Below are 18,110 nucleotides of genomic sequence, written 5' to 3' on the forward strand. Positions count from 1 at the left end.
CTGGAAGTCTCTCCTGTGAGGTTCCTGTGGCATAGGGAGGAAAGAGCCACGGTTCCGGCCTCACTTGGAGAAAGACACACGACGCACCCACTCCTGGGACGGAAGTCTTCCCATCGCTCGTCCCATCCCCCGGCAACTCACCGTGGACGAACTGAAGGCCCACACCCCGGACCTTGATCACGTCTTCTTGCTGTTTGCTGCTCAGAGCACGACGTCTCATCCCGCCCCCGCACCAACGCACCCCTGTCGGCTCACCCGTGGAAGTGACGGGGCTCTGGCGGGCATCGTCAGCCCGTGCGCCGCGGGGCACGCGCGTCCGCCCCCTGTCCGGTCCGGTGCGGCTATCCGAGCCGCGTGCGGCGCGCAGGCCTGGAGGCGGCCACTCATACATGTTGGAGCTGGCCCGGCTGTCCCGAGCGGGTCAGCGCGTACCTGGTTGAAGACACACCCATCCGCCCAATCCTGGCGCACAATGATCGGTGCATACCGCCACTGTCCGTGCGACCAGACCTCCAAGGCGGGCTCTTTCCCGGCCGGCCAGGTGGTCACCTCGCGCTCGGACCGTCTTCCGGCCGTCACGGTGCGGGCCGGTTGCTCCTTCTTCAGCAACCGGTACCTGCCGACCCTGCCCGGCGAGAAGCTCGCCGGGAACCTCGCCTGACAGGCACACCAATTCCGCAAACCCGACGAAACCTTCCCTAAGTGCGCCAACCACGGCAAGTACCCGCAACTGACCCAAGCGCACAGTCATCCACGCCGCGCCGCCGGTCGACAAGATGGCCTGCGAATACTCCTGGCCAAGGAAAACACTGACGGGTCGATCCAGCTGCTGCTCACCCAGCCCCGACGCCTCCGCTGCGCAGGCCCGGGACCAGCACGGTCCCGGGCCTTTCGGCTGCTTCGAGCTCCGGTGCCTCCCGCGAGGGATCTGGCACACGCCGACCCCTGACCACGGCACGCGCACCACTGCCGTCAGCGGGCAGGTCGCTGCCACAGAAGACGCAGACCGAGGGGCGGTGGGTGGAGATGGAGAAAACCGTGGCACCACTGTTCAACGTCGACTATTACGGCGCCACCCGACCGTGACAGCGTAGGCGCGTCGCCCAGGGCCATGTCCGTAGGCGTCCCCATCGAACTCCCCGGCCGGATCTGGGGTGGTCCTGGAACACGGCACCGGCCCCTGGCGGAGCGCCAAGGGCCGGTTCGCTGCGTGGTTTGCCCCGGATGACCAGCCCTTCCACACCCGGAACCTGCGTCCAGGACGTCAGCCACTCCTGCGCCGTCCCGGGGTCGTCCGTCTCCGGGCACAGCGTCCATGGGGCGTGCAGATCGTGTTCGGTGAAGAGCTGTTCCAGGCGGGCGCGGCGCTCGGCGTAGGGGACGGGGAGCAGCTCCTGGCCGCAGAGCTGGAGGACGTCGAAGACGATCAGGTGGCGGGCAGTTCTTCCGCAAGGCGGGGGGCGCTGCGGTGGCCGGCGGCCGCGCGTCGCTGCAACGCCTCGAACGACATCCCCTCCCCCGTCCACACGACCAGCTCGCCATCGAGGACCAGACCCTCGGGCAGACCTGCGGCCGCGTGCACCAGCTCGGGGAAGGGGGCCTGGGTCAGGCTGCTGCGGCGGGACTGGAGCCGGACAGGCGCCGTGAAGAGCAGGGCGCGGTAGCCGTCGGACTTCGGCTGGAAGACGAGACGGCCGGGCAGAGCGCCGGGCGCAGGCACCGTGTCACGGGCCTGCGCCAGCATCGGTTCCACCGGAGGCCGGAGCACCATACGTCCGGTGTACGGCCCGACTACGGCTCTCGCGAGCGGGCGTGCCCCTTGCCTTCGGCACCGGTCGTAGCTCCGACAACCCGGCCGTTACCTTTCCGTGATTATTCACGCCGTGAATTACTGGCGCGGATGTTGGCAGAGCGGTCTGGGTCGGTCATGGCCTGCCAGGGGACGCCGTTGCCGGGGGTGACGATATTGCGTAGGCACCGACAATCAGGAGAGCTGCTACGAATACGTACATCCACCACGGCTTGTCCGTCAGGATGGCGAACACCGTGAGGCCAAGCAGGAGTACGAGACCAGCCGTTGCCAGCCTTATCCGTCTTGCGCCTTAGATTGGAGCGTACAAGATGCCTCATTTCTCAAAGGAGAGAGAACAGCGCCCCGCCTGGCGCGCGGCCGCGCTCCTGCACACGATCGCCCGTCTCGGGCCGCTCCCCCACCGCAACAGCCTCTTCGCCGCCTTCGTCGCCGCCCAGTACATGGACCAGTCCGGCGAAGGCATCGACCCGCCGTACGGCGCCCTGTCCGGCCTCATCAGGAAGGTCCGCGACACCCGGCTGAGCATCTACGCCGTCGCTGAAGCCCTGCGTTCCTGGCGCATCTGATCCAGGAGACGGCGGCAGCGGCCGCCCGCCTGCGGCGCCTTGCGGCTGGTCTGCGAGGATGTCGGGCGGCCGTCCGCACCGAGACCGCCGCGCTGCGCGGGTCCGGGAACGCGCAGGCGGCGTCAGGCGGTCGGGGACGGGGCCAGCGGCCCGGCGGATGCGAGAGCGGAGTGGTGCGGGACGTGCCGGAGTACCCGGAGTACTGTGCGGCGGCGGTGTTCGCCGCGGGCGGCCTCGTGCATGCCGTGCTGGCACCGTACCGGTTCTGCACCGCTGTCCTGTTCTGTCTCGCGGTGACGTCTGCTGGACTCGGCGTCTGCGCCCGCAGCGCGCAGAGCCACCACACTCTCGCGACCGTGCTCGCCGTCGCCGCCCTGCTCGGGGCGCTCGCGCTGGGCCTGCTCCTGCTGGTCGACGCCGTCCTCCTGGTCCGGCGCTACGGACCGCAGACGCCGCTGCTCGCCACCGGTGCCGCCGGCTGCGCGGTGCTGGCGGTGCCCGGCCTCGACATGGTGCTGCACCTGGTGGGCGGCGCGGCGGCGGGCGGTCTCATGGTCGCGGTGAACGCGGCCGCGGGATACCTCAGCCTGCTGTTCCTGGTGTTCACCGGATACGTGGTCGTCCGGGGCCGCAGTACACCGCCGCCAGGGACCACCCACGTCGTCGTCCTGGGCGCCGGGCTCGACGGCGACCAGCCCGGCCCGTTGCTCAGGCACAGGCTCGAACGCGCCCTCGCGGTCGATGCCCCCGACGCACCGGACACGGATCCCGTGACGTTCGTCGTGTCGGGCGGCCAGGGTGACGACGAGGTCGTCTCCGAGGCGGACGCCATGGCCGACTACCTGCGCGCTCGCGGAGTGTCCTCCGACCGGATCGTGCGGGAGGACCGCTCCGTCAACACCCGGCAGAACCTCCGCTTCAGCAGGGCCCTCATGGACCGCGCCGGTCCCGGCCACCGTGCCACGGTGGTCACCAGCGGCTTCCACGTCTACCGCACGACCCTGCTGGCCCGCCGCGCCGGAGTCCCCGTCGACGTCATCGGCGCACCGACCTCCCCCACGTACTGGCTCTCCGCGACCCTGCGCGAGTTCGCCGCCGTCCTGTGGCTGGACCGGCTCCCGCTGATCGGGCTCAGTCTGCTGCTGGCGGTGCCCGTGGCGACGGCGGTCTTGGAGCGCTGAGCCCACTGTCGTACTGCTCCAGCCCCCGCCCACGACAAGGGCGTGATCCGGACAATGATCGTCTGTTATGGCCCCATCCCCTCAACGGCGGTTGCCAGGCCGGAGGGGATACGGCGCAGGATGCCGCCGCAGTCACCGGGGCCGTCCGGCAGGAACAGTCCAAGATCGACGTCCACCATGATCTGCCCTGCGCCGACGAGAGGCAGCGCATCGTCACAGCGCATCTGAGCCGCCATGCCCCATCCTGTCGCGGATGAGTCCTGCTCTCCAGGGTGAGGCTGGGGGGGCGGCCGGGCGACCCTCGGCCTCTTGGGCCGGCGCACCATGTGGCCCCGCTCTCACCAGGCGTGATTCCCATTTGTGCGGGTACTACCCGATTAGGATCTCCGCGGCGGACGGCCACGCCCTGCCGGGCCCTGCAATCAGCGGCCGTCAGCGACCGCCGGGAAAGGAGAGCACCATGATCGCCCTCGGTGTCATCCTGCTCATCGTCGGATTCCTCCTGCACATCGGCATCCTGTGGACGATCGGCATCATCCTCCTCGCGATCGGACTCATTCTCTTCGTCCTCGGTTCCATCGGACACGCCGTCGGAGGTCGACGCCACTACTGGTAGGCACAGCGGCCGGCTGCCCGTGATGACAACCGGCGCCACGACGGTGACACTCGCTGCCCCGCCCGCCGCTGCTGCCCATCGCTGCGGCACCGCCCGCCGCATCGGCCAGACCGTGCACAACGACTTGGCACGCCATTGAGCGGATCTGTGGGTCGGCCTCGCCCATACGACGGGCCATCGTCCACGATGCGCACGTCGGTCCGCCACAGTTGCGCCACCGCCGCGAGCGCGAACTCGCCGGTGAACGCACCGCGCGGAACCTGGCCGAAACCCAAGTGAAAGCACCTGCGTGCGCGCCCTGACCAGACTTCGGGGGCGGGCCTGAAAGATCAGGGCCGAACTTGGTGTAGTCGACGGTGTGCGGCGTCGCGGATGAGACGCGCCTTCCCTCGAGGTCCTGCGTGGACGTGTCTGTGGCGCTTCCCGCAGTCCCCGATGCCGTCCGGCGCCGCCAGCGGAGCCATGGACCGCAGGTGCACACTTCCGTAATCTGGTGTGCATGACGGAGACGACATACTCGATCGTGGAAGCGCGAGCCCGGCTGGGCGCCATCGCGCGCGAGGTCAGCGCCACCCGGGAACCGGTCGCCATCACCGATCATGGGCAGACCGTTGCCGTACTGGTCAGTCCCGCTGACGCCTTGGAGCTCCAGGAGCTGCGGGCCCTAGCGGCCTACCGCGCGCGGCAGGCACGGGGTGAGGACGCCGGCGTCCCGCACGGCGAGGCGTACCGCCGGGTGTTTGGCGGAGCTGAGGCGTGAGCTACGAGGTCATCTGGGAGCCCGAGGCTCTCTCCCAGGCGGAGCGGTTAGCTAAGGAGGACCCCGCGGGAGTGCGGCAGGTTTTCACCGCCGTTGACCGCCTCGCCGACAATCCGCGGCCCGACGGCGCGTTCGGCAGCGCCGACCTACTACGCATCCATATCGGGGCATACCGGGTCATGTACGAGATCAGCGACCAGCAGATCCGCGTCAGCGTCATCCACCTCGGACGCGTTCGTTGAACGCCCCGCCGGACGTCGGCTGAAACTTCGAGCCAAGGCTCTGTCCAGCCGTCCCCGTCCCAGACCCCGTTCAGCGTACGGTCACGCCACGCATGGCGAGGCGTAGCCCCTCCAAAAGGTCACATAGTTCGCTCGGCATGCGGGACGCTACGACCGCACCCACCTCCGGTAGAAGCCGGACGCCACCCATCCCAGCCGCGTACGACTGAACGTGCTCAGGTGTGGCCGCTTCGGGTCAACCAGCCCTTTCGTCGGTAGGTTCCGGGCGGGGTGTTGTGCGCGCGTTTGAACGCGTTGGCGAAGGCGAACTCGGACGTGTAACCCACTTGGGCGGCGACCGATCTGAGCGGCGCGTCCGATGTCCGTAGCAGTCGTGCTGCCGTGGCCATCCGCCACCAGGTCAGGTAGGCCAGGGGTGGCTGGCCTACCAGTCGGGCGAAGCGCTTGGCGAAGGGTGCTCTGGAGAGCCCGGCTTCCGCGGCGAGCTTCGCCACCGTCCACGGGGCGGCGGGGTCGCGGTGGATGGCGTGGAGGGCGGCGGTGACCGGCGGGTCGTTCAGCGCGGCGGCCCATCCGGTGGTGTGGTCCCCTCGGAGGGGCCGCTCGTCGAACCAGATGCGCAGGATGTAGAGCAGCAGTGTGTCCAAGACCGCAGGGACGGCTGCGTCCATGCCCAGGCTCGGGGTCTCCAGCTCGGCGGCGAGCAGCTTCACCGCCGCGCCCAACTCGGCACGGCGGCCCGGATGCGCGGGCAGGTGGATCAGATCCGGGAGGGACAGCAACAGCGGGTGGGCGCGGAACGGATCGAGCTGGTAGGCCCCGCAGAGCAACACGGTGACAGGGCCGCCGTCCCCCCTCCTGTCGACGCTGTCCGATGCGTAGGCGTCGTACGGCTCCGGACCGTCGGGTCCGCAGGCAGGGGTCGCAACCGGGGTCTGGGGGCTGTCGGCCAGGACGTGCCCTTTGCCGTGCGGCAGGAACACCACGTCCCCCGTGCCCAGCCGGACGGGTTCCGCGTCCGCGGGCAAGAGCCAGCAGGAGCCCTGCAGGACCACCTGGAAGCCCGCCGACCCCGGTACCGAGGAGAACTCCTGGCCCCACGGGGCATGCCATCGCGCATACGCCGACCGGGGTCGGCCGGTCCGCGTCACCGCGACCACATCGCTCAGTACATCCATGCCCCGAGCGTAGAGCGCGAGACGATCGCGTAGGAATGGGGAAGTCTTTGCGTATGGATCGTCCTCATCCGTAGTCGTAGATTCACGGCATGACAATGATGAAGACCGCACGCATCCACGAGTTCGGCGATGCCTCCGTGATCCGCTACGACGATGTTCCGCGCCCACGCCCCGACTTCGGTGAAGTGCTCGTCCGTGTCGCCGCCAACTCGTTCAATCCCACCGAGGCCGCGTTGCGTGCCGGACTGCTGCAGGCGTTCCTTCCCGTGGCCTTGCCCTACACGCTCGGCTGGGACGTCGCCGGCACCGTGGCCGAGATCGGCGCGGGGGCGGAGGGATTCGCCGTGGGCGACCGTGTCATCGGACGGCTCGACGGCGGCGGCGCGGCTGCCGAATACGTACGAGCGCCTGCCGCCGTGCTGACCGCGGCGCCGGAGTCCATCCCGCTCGCTCACGCCGCGGCGCTTCCTGTCGCCGGCCTGACGGCGTGGCAGGCCGTGTTCGAGCACGGAAAGTTGGCCACGGGCCAGCGGGTGCTGGTCAACGGTGCAGGTGGCGGCGTCGGAGGCTTCGTCACGCAGCTTGCCAAGTACGCGGGGGCCGAGGTGATCGCCACGGCCGGTCCCCGCAGTACCGAGGCGGTCCTGCGGCAGGGGGCGGACCACGTCATCGACTACACCGCTCGGCCGGTGAGCACCGCGCTCGACGGTCCGGTGGACATCCTGCTCAACCTGGTCCCGTTGAGCCCCCAGGACGCCGCGGACTTGGTGCCCCTGGTGCGGCAGGGCGGACGGATCGTGTCGATCGCAACCCCGATCGAACCGCCTCTCGACTCCCGGGTGAGCGCGATGCACATGGTCGCCCGCAACGATGTCGCGGACCTGGGAGCGCTCGTGGATCTCGTCGACGCGGGCACGGTCGGCGTCGACATCAGCTCATCGCGCCCCCTGTCCGACCTCGCCGACGTCCACCGTCTCAGCCAAACCGGCCGGACCCGGGGCAAGGTCCTCGTCATCCCGTGAGCCCGGGTGGCCGGACCCGGAATCCGGCCCCCGCGTCCCGCGGCCGCTGGGCACGTTCCCCCGTGCCCGGCTGAGCACGTTCACGTGTACGCCGACACCAGGGAAGGTGAGTGAACGAAGGTCAGTGTCCAGTATGCGAATCAATTCACCAACCCGCCCACCGCCACCTGGTGCTGCTGGGAACCGTTTGAGTACCTCCACGACGACCGGTGTTGCACGCTGCACCGCTCGCTCAACGTATTCGGCACCAATGCCCGCATTGTTGTCGTCGACGAGTTCGGCGGCTCTGGCTGCGTGAGCGCCAGCTCCGAGAATGTGCTTGACCTGAGTGGCCTTGGCCAGCGGATGCAAGTAGGCGGCGCCTGCCGCAGACATCGCGGCCTGAGCTGCCTCACGCGCAGCCGCAGTGTCGGCGCTCTTGGCTGCCTTGAGCGCGGCCCACGCTGTGTCGCGCAAAGACTTCCCTCGCTCACCGCCTCGAGCGAACTCCCACGCGGCACCGATAGCGTCTCGAGGCCGCGGGTCGTCAGGCTGATCGGCCTCGAACACCTCGAGCACCACTTCCGCGCACGCCGCAGCGAACGCGGTGACCTCACGAAGCTCTTGCTTACTCAGAGCAATCTCGCTCTCATCCCCTGCCATGAGTCCATCGTCGACCATTGCGATGGACAGCACGGTGGCAGGTGAACTCCGAGCTGCTGGGCGCGGTCAGGCCTGTTCGACCAATTGGTGCGGGCGTCTATCGCATGCGTTGCCGGAGGATCAGAAACACGCTCTAAGGCCGACCTAGCCGCCTGCGAAACCACGGAATAGCGCAGGGTCAGAGCAACACCTCTTCACGAATACGCCGGGCTTGACCTTCGCTCAGCGGCGATCAGCGAGTAGACATCCGGTACTCGCCTACCCATGGCTCGGCAGTCGGCGCGGTATTCGCTCCGAGCAGGCGAGGCCGCGCTGTCGAGCATTTCGGGAGGGGGCCGAAGTGGCGGTCGATCTGCCGGCGGGCGCGCTCGCGCATGGGGTGGGGGCGGTGGGCCATGATCCCCAGCTTGGCAGAGGGTCAGGCGCCGTCCGGCCAGCTCGTCAACCGGCTGCTGGTCTGTTCTTCGGTGAGGGTTAGGCGGACGCTGGGCCGTCCTTGCTCGCCGACGAGCTGACTTGCTGCGGGCGATCGGCCGGCTGTTCCACCAGCCGTGCATGACCGGCCGACCGTCGGCTGTCATGACGAGGTGATAGCGGCCAAGGCGCAGCGTGAGGGTCTCAGCGTCCGTTCGTGGTGGGTCGTCCACGGCCCTTCCTCCCTGTCCTGTCGCACCGACCCTTGAGCATTCTCATCGAAGGTTGACGGTCGTGTCTAAACCCGCTCTTTCGGCCGATCGAGCAGCGATGCGATGATCTCGCTATGAGTTTGGTGGAGGAGCTGGCTCAGTTCGCCGCGACGGGGGCTAGGGGTGCGCTGCAGTCCGGCGCTCGGTTGGCCGACATTTCCGCTGCGTATGGTGAGCCTGAGGACCTTGGGCCCGTGAGCCGGAAGGGCCAGTGGCCGCGTCGCTTCGGCGCTGGGTCGATCGACTTGCTCTTCTGTCCATGTCGAACACTTCGGTCGCTCACGCTGTCGCTGGTGATGGATCAGATCGCCTTGCCCGGCCCGGGCCGCGGCCAGGAGCGCAGCTTCGGCTCGCACGTCACCGAGTCGGCGCTGGCCTCTGCCATGCGGGGCAGGGGCTGCCGCTGGGAGGTCAGGGAGTTCGACTTCGGTCAGCGCAATTTTGAGCTGACACCTTTTGAGGATGTTCGGGTGAGCTTCGCTTTCGTGGACCGGGAGACCAGTGACGGCCCGCAGCTGCCGGAGTGGATCTTGGTCAAGGCCGGCTTCTGGACATCGGGCCACGGGCCGTGCCCCGAAGCCTTAAGGGCTGTCCCGCAATGATCGGCTGGTGTGCCCGGCCTCAAGGGTGCGGAGCCAGGGCGGCATGATGTCCCCCGTGATGAACAGTGCAGACCTGCAGCTTTCCCGGATACCGGGTTACGACGATGGCCCCCTCACGTACCAGGCCAGGCTCCTGGACGAGCCGCTTTTCCCTTCGCCACGGCCGGTCACCGCGCCACCGCCGGCACCCCGCGTGGTGACGAGATGGGATTTTCAGCCGACGCGAAACTCTGACCGAGTCCGAACAGCCCAGGCTCAAGGCCGTCCTTGCCAACTGCCCCGAACTCGACGCCCTGACCGGTCCGTCCGGCCCTTCGCCCAGATGCTCACCGAGCGCCAGGGCGAACGGCTCCCGCAGTGGCTCGACGCCGTCCGTCAAGACGATTTGCCCAGCCTCCACACTCTCGCGCAGGAATCGACCGCGAGCGCAACGCTGTCATCGCTGGCCTGACCCTGCCCTGGAACTCCGGTATTGCAGGCCACGTCAACAGGATCAAGATGCTCAAGCGGCAGATGTTCGGCCGAGCCAGTTTCAGCCTGCTGCGCAAGCGCGTATTGCTGGCTACCTGATCAACCACCCGACTCTCGGTGATAGAACTTGCCTCCACGGAAAGATGATGCGGGGGGCGAGAGCATGGACGCAGTAGTAGCGATCAGCCTGATCCGTATGGCCGCTGCAGACTTGGCCATGGAACCCTGGCAGCGCCCCTCGGACGCATACCTGGTCCAGTTGGGCCTGGACGCGCTGATGGCCGACATCGAGGCTCCGTCGCTTCGCTTGCTGGCTGGCCTCGCGCGTGATGAGCATCCCCAGGCCCGCGAGCTGTTTGACTTTGTGCTGGAAGAGTTAGGTCTGCTGCCGCTGACCTCGGACGATCTTGCGAAGGCGCGATGGACCGCAGCCCAGTGGTGGGCTGGCCAGATCGTGGCGCGCCAACTCGATCCCGTGCAGGGAGCGAAGCTAATCTATGGAGAAGCTGCAGCCGAACTCGACTACCCCGATGTGCTGCAACCCATCGTTGATCTGGCGAGAGCGCTCGACCTGCCGAACGAACCTTCGGATCAGCAGAACATTCGCGACCGGGTCACCTCCGCGGCGCGAGACTTTCTCGCCACAGAAGCGCACCGGAACCACAGCCTTTGAGCTGCGTCGCATGACCACCGTGACCGGTTCACGGAAAGCGAGCCAGAACCCGTTCTCATGGACAAAGCCAAGGGATAGTCCCGCCACCCGCATCATCACCGCGTTCATGCGGCCCCGCTCCCCGCGCCCGCGGGGGATGCTCCCGAGATCGCCGCGAACACCATCACCTCGCCCGCTGAAGCCGGTCAGCGAGGAGTTCCTGGACTCGGAGAAGTACCAGCTCAGTCCGCGTGACCTGCTCCGCGCCCGTGCGGGGATGCTCGTCGGAGTGCTCAGGCACGTACGGATGAACGTACTCAGCTCGACGTTCAGCAACGCGGGGGCTTGGAGGATTTCGGGTGGCCCCAGAGTGCGACAGTCTGGCCGTGTCTGAAGAGTTGTCGCGCTGGTATCTAGGCCGCCTGGGCGTGGGGCGGTTCATGCCGTTCGAGGTCGGTGAAGTTGAACGTCTCGAACGGGAGATCGGGCTCCCCTGCCGCGTTCCTGTGTTCGGGATCGGCTGAGCCAGCAAACCACGGGAGCGCGGTGCTGCGCAGGTGGGTGGCGCACCGCTCCAACCTCGCCCAGCGCTCCTCGGGACGGGTGAGCACCACGACGTGCTCGCTGGACATGTCCAGGAAGCTGGAGGCGCAGACGATCGCCTCGACGGATTCGGGACGGCGAACGGTCAGATCTGGGTTGGCCCGGCGCCACGCAGCCAGACCGTCATCGAAAACGGTCAGGCTCGCCACGATGAACCGGATCAAGTGTCCTGATCGGTTCCACTTGCTCGTCTCCAGTGTGATCACCTCGCGGCGTCCCGCCCCGCGCCGCTCCAGCGAGTGCCGAGAGCTGACCCAGTTGAACAGCGCGGGCGCCTGGAGCGCGTCCGTCAGCTGCCGTCGAAGTAGACAGTCGGCGCCTCATCGCCCGTCACGGACCGCTCCGGCCGCGCTGAACCAGGCGGCGCCCTGGCGCAGATACGGTCTCGTACCGACCCGGAAAGCGCTGAGCGGACTGCCCACGCCATCCCCCAGGGCGGTAACCGCGCCCAGGCCTGGATCACCATCGCACAAGCCTTCGGAAAGACCTGGCTCTTCGTGGAATCTGCTGTTGCGCCCAGCGGCGGAGGCGGCGACGCTGCCGGATCACCGCCTCGTCACAGGTATGAGGTCGCCTGGAACTGCCCCCGCCTGATTGAGGGGCGCGCGGGATGTGAAGACGGCGACTTCCAACAGGCAGAACAACGCCGCGCCCCGCCGACGGCATATGCCGTCGGCGGGGCGCGTGGGGATTCGACAGGGTCAGGCGGCGAGACCGACGGTGCGCGTGCCACGCCCCGCTTAGGGGGTGGCCCTGCGGCTGACTCAGGGATCAACGCTGCCGCTGACGCCGACCGGTGTCAGTTATGTCCGTAATTTCCGTGAGGTTATTTATCTGTCCGTGACTAGATTCGGCCTGTCTGTTCCTTTCCTGATGCGTCACTCATTCATATCGGCGGTTCCCGCAACAGCTGGCCCTAGCCCGGAAGGGAGGCGGGACACCGCCACAGCGACCGCCTCTTCGGCCGTGGCCGTCTCGCCGATCACGAGGGAGCGGGGACGCTCCATCACGAGGTACGGGCCGCCGTTGCGCGACGGAGCGATGGCCACCTCGACGCGGAACGGGAACCCGGTGCAGGAGCTGAAGCCGAGCGTCCAGTGACTGGAGAACACGTAGAGCTGTCGTAGCTTCGGATGGGCATGTGCCGCTTCCACCAGTTCGCCGAACGCAGGGAAATTGGGGGCCTGGGCAGCGTCTTCCCGCATCGTGCGCCATTGCAGCTCCACGACCGAGGCCGGACCGCGCTCGTGGGCCTCGGCGCGCTCGCTGACATGCAGAAACGGCAGGCCGGCCCGCACTTCCCGCAAACTCCTGCCCCGATCCCATGCCGCACCAGCCCTGACGATATCGGCCAGGTCAGAGGTGGCTCCCGTGATGAGCTCGATCCCCTGACCCCAGCCAGAAACACCGAACCAACGGTCATCTGCCCCGATGTAGACGGACAGCGGCCGGCGCCCGGGGACCGACGAGGCGATACCCGCCGAAACGGGCCCCCGTCCTGGGGGACCATTGTGAGATCGACGCTGAGTTCGGCAGCCAGCTGTTCCAGCGCCGCCGCCAGGCTGCCGGCCGCAGCCAGGTCGGGATAGAGATCAGAGTTCACCTGCACATTCTGCCGTCGCAACGCCGCCCAAGGAACGGAGGCGATCATGCCTGAACGGGAGCAGCGAACAGAGTCGGTGCACAAGGCGCCGACGGGCGCCATGGACACGGCCCGGACATCGTTCGTACCGTGCACGTCGGCGACGATGTCGCCCAGGACCCCGACGACCACGGCCGAACGACACCCCCTCCCCCCACCCACACAACAGACTCCCCATCGAGGACCAGACCTTCAGGCCCACCTGTGGCCGCTTGCACCCGCTCGGGGAAGCGGGCCTGGATCAGGCTGCTCCGGCGGGACTGAAGCCGCACCGTCTGAGCCGACCGTCTTCACCTTCCAGAACGGCACCTATGGGCCGTTGAAACTCTGACCGAGGCCAGATGCTGAGCTCCGAGGCAGTTAAAACATCAAGCTAAGAGTCGGTGCCGAGACTACGCCCAGGCGGGATCACGGCCGGTCAGCCCGAGGATGCGGTCCAACGTGGGCCCGTCGGCCGGGACCGCGACCTCCGGTCCGTACATGCCCATCTCCCGTCCCTGTTCCACGCCGACCAACATCGTGTCGTAAAGATGCGCCAGCAGATCGGCGGGCAGTTCCAGCCGCTGCCCGGTCGCCACCGCCAGATCCCAGCCGTGCACGACCAGCTCGCTGACGATCATGTCGCCCATGACGGGCGCGGGCAGCGAGTGCGGAGTGCCCATGCTCGTCTCTCCCTCCCAGGCGCTCGGAGGCGCCCACGACGATGTGATGTCGTTCAGCAGGGCGAGCAGGCGGCCGCGCCAGTCGCCGCCCGCCAGGTCCACATCGGACTCGGCGGCCGCTGGCTGCGGAACGGACTCCTTGCGACCTGCGCCGGCGAGCGACGGGCCCCAGAACAGGAGGTGGTTGACCAGTGCTCGCACGTCATACTCCGTGCAAGGAGTCTTGTTGGCGAGCTGGTCGTCGGTGATGGTGCGGGTGACTGCGGCCATGGCCTCGGCCGCGTTGGAAAGGTATGACATGACGTTGACGCTAGGCGCCACGGGCTGAGGTGTATTGAACAAAGGCGACATAGACTGTGCCGTGTGGGGCGAGACGTTCGTGAACTGCGGAGTGCGTGGACCAGGTATCAGCGCCACGCGTTCCACAGTCCGTCGCCAGCGCTCGCGCCATGGGTGGAGCGGTACTGGGAGGCTCGCTGGGACTACGCCGAGCCCTACCGGCAAAAGATCGTGCCGTACCCGAATGTGCACCTGTCGTTCGGCGGCGGACGCGTGGACATCAGCGGCGTGTGCAGCGGCTACCGGATCAAGGTCCTCGAGGGCCGCGACCACGTCTTCGGCGTCGCGTTCCGGCCGGGTTGCTTCCGCCCGTTCCTCGGTGCCTCCGTCTCCACGATCACCGACCGAGTCGTCTCGGCGACCGAGGTGTTCGGCCCCGACCTGCCCACGACACTCGACGTGCCGACCATGGATGCGTTCCTGTTGAAACACCTGCCGGAGGACGACTCCCGGGTGCGCCAGGCGGTGGCCGCGGTCGAGCTGATCGCCAAGGACAAGACCCTGACCAGGGTCGAACGCCTCGCCGGTGAGCTGGGGCTGAGCATGCGGGGGCTGCAACGACTGTTCGCGGAGTACGTCGGAATTGGGCCCAAGTGGGTGATCCGCCGCTACCGCCTGCACGAGGTGACCGCACGCATGGCCGTTGGCGGGGCGATCGACTGGGCCTCGCTGGCGACGGACCTCGGCTACGCCGACCAGGGTCACTTCATCCGCGACTTCAAGAGCATGTTCGGCGAGCCACCGACCCAGTACGCACAGCGGTATTGAGACATCATCTCTGCTGGTAAGCCTGTGGTAGCAGATGAGATGGCGTGGGTGACGCCACCCCCGGCGGGGCCGCATCGTTCTTCGACTTCTTGCGACGGGCCCGCTCCTTGCGCCGCTGTCCTCGCGCTCATCCTCCTGCTCTCGCACGCCCGACTCGTAGGCCGCCTTCCAGCCCGCCAGGTCGAACCGGGAGCGTGTTAGCTGCTCCACGCGTCCACGTCCAGGCCGGGCACAGTGTGGCCGTACTGGGCGACGAGGAGCGCGATCCTGCGGCGTTTATGCGGCTGCGGGTGATCGACCCGGAGGGTGCCTACCGGCGGTGCGGCATCGATCTGCCTGCCTGGCGTACCGGTGACCCTCCCATAACGCGTTGCTCGAGTCCTCGGCCCGCGCCGTGCCCCGCTGCCCCGCTACCCCGCTGGATCTTGACCCACCCGAACGCGCTGGTCGAGATCGACCGGGGCCAGCTCATGGCTGTGCCTGCCAACTGCCCCAAGCTGGATGTCCTGGCCAAACACGTGTTGGGCTTTCGTCCAGAAGGCCACCGACTTCGATGCGACCAACTGCCAGAGTGGATCAAATCAGCCAGAGCCGCTCCAACTCCTCCGCCGGCCGGGGTCTGCTAGTAGGCGCAACCCCGGTCGCAGCGGATGGCGCCACCGACAGAGGCAACCCTTGTCGCAACCTCGTGCTTCTTGCTGACCGAGGCGACCGGTTGATGCGGCCCGGTCGGCTCCGTGGACGCGTGCCAGCTGGCGCAGCTCGACGCGCACCGCCGGCACCGAGGGGAAGGTCTCCCAGTAGGGGCGCCACCACAGCCGTACGGGCAAGAGCAGTAGGCGGCGGCGCAAGAGGGTGGTGTCACGGGAGCGGGATGCGGTGAGCGCTGGTGTGACCTCATGTGAGAGTTCTTCGTGGTCGGCGGGTGTTCATGTGCCGCGGCGAGTCAAAGACAGTCGCCGATATCAGGTACAGCACTGCGGAGAACCCGAGGACGGGACCTCTGGGTGGCTGGATGGTTCGCCGCACCTGCCGTTCATAGCGTTGCCTCATGTCGATCAGTCGGATCAGTCGTCGTACAGTGGCCGCGTTTGCTGTCGCCCTTCTGACGTTATGTGTTCCCGCAGAATCCCTGGCGGCGCCCTCCCATCACCTGTCCCCAATGCAGCGTGACGCCGACGCCCTGCGGGACGACGGCGTAACGGGCGTATCGGTGAGGTTGGAGACGCCCCACGGAGTGCGGACCGCCCGTAGCGGGGTCAGCGACCTCAGCACCAAACAGCCTGTGGCCACGAACGGCTACGTGAGGATCGGCAGCGCCACGAAGACGTTCGTCGCAGTAGTACTGCTGCAGCTCGCCGGCGAAGGCCGCCTGTCGCTGGACGACACGGTGGACATGTGGCTGCCGGGCCTGGTCCGCGGCCACGGTAATGACGGGCACCGGGTCACTCTGCGCCAGCTGCTGCAGCACACCAGCGGGCTGCCCGACTACATCGGCGGCGTCGTCCCTGAACTCAGCGCGGCCGGGTACCGCACGAACCGCTGGACCACCTACACCTCCCGGCAGCGGGTGGCCCTCGCGATGAAGCACCAGCCGTCCTTCGCACCCGGTGCCGGCTGGCAGTACTCCAACACCAACTACGTCCTCCTGGGCATGGTCATCAAGGCTGTCACGGGCCATTCATGGGAGTACGAGGTCCGGGCCAGGATTCTTCGTCCGCTGCCGCTCAGCCGCACGCTCACACCCGGCAACTGGCCGTTCCTGCCCGGCCCTCATGCCCGGAACTACCAACAGTTCGAGCCGGGTGGTGCCATGACCGACACCACGATCGCCTACCTGCCCTTCGACGCCGACGCAGACGGGTCGATGATCAGCACGACCACGGACATCAACAGGTTCTTCACGGCACTGGTGCAAGGCAGGCTTCTGGCCCCCGCCCAGCTGGCTGAGATGCTGCGTACCGTCGAAGTTCCCTCTGACCACGGCTTTCCACCGGGCACGCGCGACGGGCTCGGCCTGTTCTGGACACCGCTGTCCTGCGGTGGCGGGTACTGGGGGCACAGCGGCGACGGATTCGGCTACCTGGTATGGCCTGCCGCGACTCCGGACGCCCGGACCACCGTCACGGTCTCCTTGCACAGCCGACCAGGGGACGAAAGCAGCGCCACTCGGCAGAACCAGGACGTTACGGCTCTCGTCGACCGCGCACTGTGCTCGTCTCGCCCCTCTCTTGGTGGCTCGGTCCGGCCGCATAGGCCAGCGGCGGTGCGATTGCCTGCGCATCCACTCCCTCGCCGACCCACAGGGCGATGAACAGCGCGGCGGTCGCTTCCAGGAGCCCCGCACGTTCAAGACCGCCGCCGGCCACGGGTTCGCAGCCCACGTCCCGCACCAACTCGCGTACACGCGCGAGGGCCGTCTCGTCGTCCCCGCAGACCGGCACGGCCAGCGGCCGTCCACCGAAGACGGGCGGCCGCATGCGCCACACGTCCTCGTGGCAGAGATTGAAGGCCTTGACCACGTGGGCTCCCGGCACCGCCGAAGCCAGTTGCTGCGCGGCTGAGGGGCCTCCGTCCGTCAGCAGCCGGAAGCCCGGGCCGACGGGATTGGAGCAGTCGAGCACCACCTTGCCCTCCAAGGCCGCGTGCAGGTCCCGTGCCACGTCTACTCCCGCCCCGAAGGGCAGCGCGGCCAACACCACCTCCTGACCGTCCTCGGCTGCCGTGCGCAGACTGGCAGGCTTCGCGCTGCCTCCGATGCGCGTCGCGAGCCGCTCCGCCTTGTGTGCGTTCCGTCCCCCGATGGTCACCTGGTGCCCGGCCCGCACCCAGTGGGTGGCGAGCGCGTCGGCCATGTTGCCTGTTCCCAGCACGCCGATCCTCATCACACGTTCCTCTCCGCGCCTGCTTCGACCGTTCACACCGACGCTAGACGGCGGTTCGGGCACCATTTGGTACGTGACGACCGACACCTTCCTCGCCGACTGCCGCGCCCGCCTCGCCTTCGACCTGCTCTCCAACACCTGGAACGCCGTGGTGCTCTGGGCACTGCGCGACGGTCCCAGGCGCCCGGTCGAACTACGGGAGCGGATCGGGGGCATCAGTTCCAAGGTCCTCACCGAGACTCTGCGTCGGCTGCAGTTCAACGGACTGGTCGACCGGCTGGCAGACCCCGACGCACCCTCACGGGTCGAGTACCAGCTCACCGCTCTGGGCCGGACCTTGCTGACGCCCATCGACGCCGTCGGCGCCTGGGCCTTCGAGTACGGCGATGAGGTTATGGCCGCCCAGGAAGCAGCATGCGCTCCTGACCCGCAGTCCCCTCGTCCAACTTGCTAGATGAGTCGAAGTGGATCGCGCACCGCGACCACATCCTGGCCGTCTTCTCGTAGCGGGTGGCAATGCCGCGCCACTGCTTGAGGCGGTTGAAGCACCGCTCGACGGTGCTGCGCTGCTTGTATGCCTCGCAGTCGAAGGCCGGCACCGCCGGGACGGTCTCCCAGTACGAGTGCCACCACAGACGTACCGCGCTCGGTCCCGAGCAGGCAGCCGCCCGCCTGGGTCCGACGCGCCGATTGGGATCACATGGTCCGGCTCGGTTGGGTCCGCTCTCCGCAGTCGGTCGAGGTCCGCTTCGGTACCACCCGGGCCCGGGGCCGTCGATG

General features: G+C 67.9%; 19 protein-coding genes and 4 pseudogenes. 13 read left to right on the plus strand and 10 right to left on the minus strand.

Annotation, left to right across the window (positions count from 1 at the left end):
• Positions 1-472 precede the first annotated feature (472 nt).
• Complete coding sequence (locus AB0E88_RS27740) at positions 473-661, plus strand: hypothetical protein (protein ID WP_361635889.1); 189 nt, start codon at positions 473-475, stop codon at positions 659-661.
• 403 nt (positions 662-1,064) lie between these two features.
• Here the strand turns inward: AB0E88_RS27740 and AB0E88_RS27745 are convergent, their stop codons facing one another.
• Together AB0E88_RS27745 and AB0E88_RS27750 are read right to left on the minus strand one after the other, a co-directional pair.
• Positions 1,065-1,526: a hypothetical protein gene (locus AB0E88_RS27745; protein WP_361635892.1), complete on the minus strand. Its 462-nt coding sequence runs from the start codon at positions 1,524-1,526 to the stop codon at positions 1,065-1,067.
• A complete protein-coding gene (locus AB0E88_RS27750; RefSeq protein ID WP_361635895.1) occupies positions 1,427-1,771 on the minus strand; it encodes a hypothetical protein in 345 nt (114 codons plus the stop codon). The genes AB0E88_RS27745 and AB0E88_RS27750 overlap by 100 nt, the downstream gene beginning before the upstream one ends.
• Before the next feature lie 386 nt (positions 1,772-2,157).
• Between AB0E88_RS27750 and AB0E88_RS27755 the strand changes: the two are divergent.
• Positions 2,158-2,379 (plus strand): annotated as a pseudogene (locus AB0E88_RS27755) (toxin Doc); the annotation flags it as partial.
• Positions 2,380-2,561: 182 nt separating this feature from the next.
• Positions 2,562-3,560, plus strand: a complete 999-nt coding sequence (locus AB0E88_RS27760; RefSeq protein WP_361635898.1) for a YdcF family protein — start codon at positions 2,562-2,564, stop codon at positions 3,558-3,560.
• A gap of 65 nt (positions 3,561-3,625) precedes the next feature.
• Here AB0E88_RS27760 and AB0E88_RS27765 read toward each other — a convergent pair whose 3' ends face one another.
• Positions 3,626-3,796, minus strand: coding sequence for a hypothetical protein (locus AB0E88_RS27765; protein ID WP_361635901.1), 171 nt, complete (start codon positions 3,794-3,796; stop codon positions 3,626-3,628).
• A 224-nt stretch (positions 3,797-4,020) separates the two neighbouring features.
• Here AB0E88_RS27765 and AB0E88_RS27770 point away from each other — a divergent pair, with 224 nt between their 5' ends.
• The 3 genes from AB0E88_RS27770 to AB0E88_RS27780 all read left to right on the plus strand — a co-directional run bounded on the left by AB0E88_RS27770 (position 4,021) and on the right by AB0E88_RS27780 (position 5,178).
• Positions 4,021-4,176, plus strand: a complete 156-nt coding sequence (locus AB0E88_RS27770) for a DUF6131 family protein (protein WP_361635904.1) — start codon at positions 4,021-4,023, stop codon at positions 4,174-4,176.
• Between the two features lie 499 nt (positions 4,177-4,675).
• On the plus strand, positions 4,676-4,936 hold the full coding sequence (locus tag AB0E88_RS27775; RefSeq protein WP_361635907.1) for a type II toxin-antitoxin system Phd/YefM family antitoxin: 261 nt from the start codon (positions 4,676-4,678) through the stop codon (positions 4,934-4,936).
• The gene (locus AB0E88_RS27780) at positions 4,933-5,178 is read left to right on the plus strand and encodes a type II toxin-antitoxin system RelE/ParE family toxin (RefSeq protein ID WP_361635909.1); all 246 of its coding nucleotides are present in this window, start codon (positions 4,933-4,935) and stop codon (positions 5,176-5,178) included. Before AB0E88_RS27775 ends, AB0E88_RS27780 begins: the two co-directional genes overlap by 4 nt.
• A 215-nt stretch (positions 5,179-5,393) precedes the next feature.
• Here AB0E88_RS27780 and AB0E88_RS27785 read toward each other — a convergent pair whose 3' ends face one another.
• Complete coding sequence (locus tag AB0E88_RS27785; RefSeq protein WP_361635912.1) at positions 5,394-6,356, minus strand: AraC family transcriptional regulator; 963 nt, start codon at positions 6,354-6,356, stop codon at positions 5,394-5,396.
• A gap of 89 nt (positions 6,357-6,445) precedes the next feature.
• On the opposite strand from AB0E88_RS27785, the gene AB0E88_RS27790 reads away from it, so the two are divergent.
• A complete protein-coding gene (locus tag AB0E88_RS27790; RefSeq protein ID WP_361635914.1) occupies positions 6,446-7,378 on the plus strand; it encodes an NADP-dependent oxidoreductase in 933 nt (310 codons plus the stop codon).
• Here AB0E88_RS27790 and AB0E88_RS27795 read toward each other — a convergent pair.
• Positions 7,292-8,038, minus strand: coding sequence for a putative immunity protein (locus AB0E88_RS27795; RefSeq protein ID WP_361635969.1), 747 nt, complete (start codon positions 8,036-8,038; stop codon positions 7,292-7,294). The two genes, AB0E88_RS27790 and AB0E88_RS27795, sit on opposite strands and share 87 nt — an antisense overlap.
• A 961-nt stretch (positions 8,039-8,999) precedes the next feature.
• Between AB0E88_RS27795 and AB0E88_RS27800 the strand changes: the two genes are divergently transcribed.
• The 3 genes and pseudogenes from AB0E88_RS27800 (at position 9,000) to AB0E88_RS27810 (ending at position 10,452) form a co-directional block, all read left to right on the plus strand.
• Complete coding sequence (locus AB0E88_RS27800) at positions 9,000-9,308, plus strand: hypothetical protein (protein WP_361635917.1); 309 nt, start codon at positions 9,000-9,002, stop codon at positions 9,306-9,308.
• 396 nt (positions 9,309-9,704) lie between these two features.
• Positions 9,705-9,878: pseudogene (locus tag AB0E88_RS27805) on the plus strand (ISL3 family transposase); the annotation flags it as partial.
• A 97-nt stretch (positions 9,879-9,975) separates the two neighbouring features.
• Complete coding sequence (locus tag AB0E88_RS27810) at positions 9,976-10,452, plus strand: hypothetical protein (RefSeq protein WP_361635920.1); 477 nt, start codon at positions 9,976-9,978, stop codon at positions 10,450-10,452.
• Between the two features lie 392 nt (positions 10,453-10,844).
• Here the strand turns inward: AB0E88_RS27810 and AB0E88_RS27815 are convergent, their stop codons facing one another.
• From AB0E88_RS27815 to AB0E88_RS27825, 3 genes are all read right to left on the minus strand, one after another.
• Positions 10,845-11,240, minus strand: a complete 396-nt coding sequence (locus AB0E88_RS27815; protein ID WP_361635922.1) for a hypothetical protein — start codon at positions 11,238-11,240, stop codon at positions 10,845-10,847.
• Positions 11,241-11,912: 672 nt separating this feature from the next.
• Entirely contained in the window at positions 11,913-12,332 is a 420-nt protein-coding gene (locus tag AB0E88_RS27820) for a DUF6193 family natural product biosynthesis protein (RefSeq protein ID WP_361635925.1), read from the minus strand.
• 736 nt (positions 12,333-13,068) lie between these two features.
• Entirely contained in the window at positions 13,069-13,638 is a 570-nt protein-coding gene (locus AB0E88_RS27825; protein WP_361635928.1) for a TIGR03086 family metal-binding protein, read from the minus strand.
• Between the two features lie 63 nt (positions 13,639-13,701).
• Between AB0E88_RS27825 and AB0E88_RS27830 the strand changes: the two genes are divergently transcribed.
• Both AB0E88_RS27830 and AB0E88_RS27835 read left to right on the plus strand, forming a co-directional pair.
• Positions 13,702-14,445, plus strand: coding sequence for a helix-turn-helix domain-containing protein (locus tag AB0E88_RS27830; RefSeq protein WP_361635931.1), 744 nt, complete (start codon positions 13,702-13,704; stop codon positions 14,443-14,445).
• A gap of 1,162 nt (positions 14,446-15,607) precedes the next feature.
• Positions 15,608-16,600: pseudogene (locus tag AB0E88_RS27835) on the plus strand (serine hydrolase domain-containing protein); the annotation flags it as partial.
• Positions 16,601-16,631: 31 nt separating this feature from the next.
• On the opposite strand, the gene AB0E88_RS27840 reads toward AB0E88_RS27835, so the two are convergent.
• Positions 16,632-17,330 (minus strand): NADPH-dependent F420 reductase, encoded by a 699-nt coding sequence (locus AB0E88_RS27840; RefSeq protein ID WP_361635933.1) that lies wholly within the window; start codon positions 17,328-17,330, stop codon positions 16,632-16,634.
• A 73-nt stretch (positions 17,331-17,403) separates the two neighbouring features.
• Between AB0E88_RS27840 and AB0E88_RS27845 the strand changes: the two genes are divergently transcribed.
• Positions 17,404-17,784: a helix-turn-helix domain-containing protein gene (locus AB0E88_RS27845; protein WP_361635936.1), complete on the plus strand. Its 381-nt coding sequence runs from the start codon at positions 17,404-17,406 to the stop codon at positions 17,782-17,784.
• On the opposite strand, the pseudogene AB0E88_RS27850 reads toward AB0E88_RS27845, so the two are convergent.
• A pseudogene (locus AB0E88_RS27850) lies at positions 17,723-17,917 on the minus strand (hypothetical protein); the annotation flags it as partial. The gene AB0E88_RS27845 and the pseudogene AB0E88_RS27850 sit on opposite strands and share 62 nt — an antisense overlap.
• Positions 17,918-18,110 lie beyond the last annotated feature (193 nt).

The organism is Streptomyces sp. NPDC028635 (assembly GCF_040637635.1).
Classification (GTDB): Bacteria; Actinomycetota; Actinomycetes; order Streptomycetales; family Streptomycetaceae; genus Streptomyces.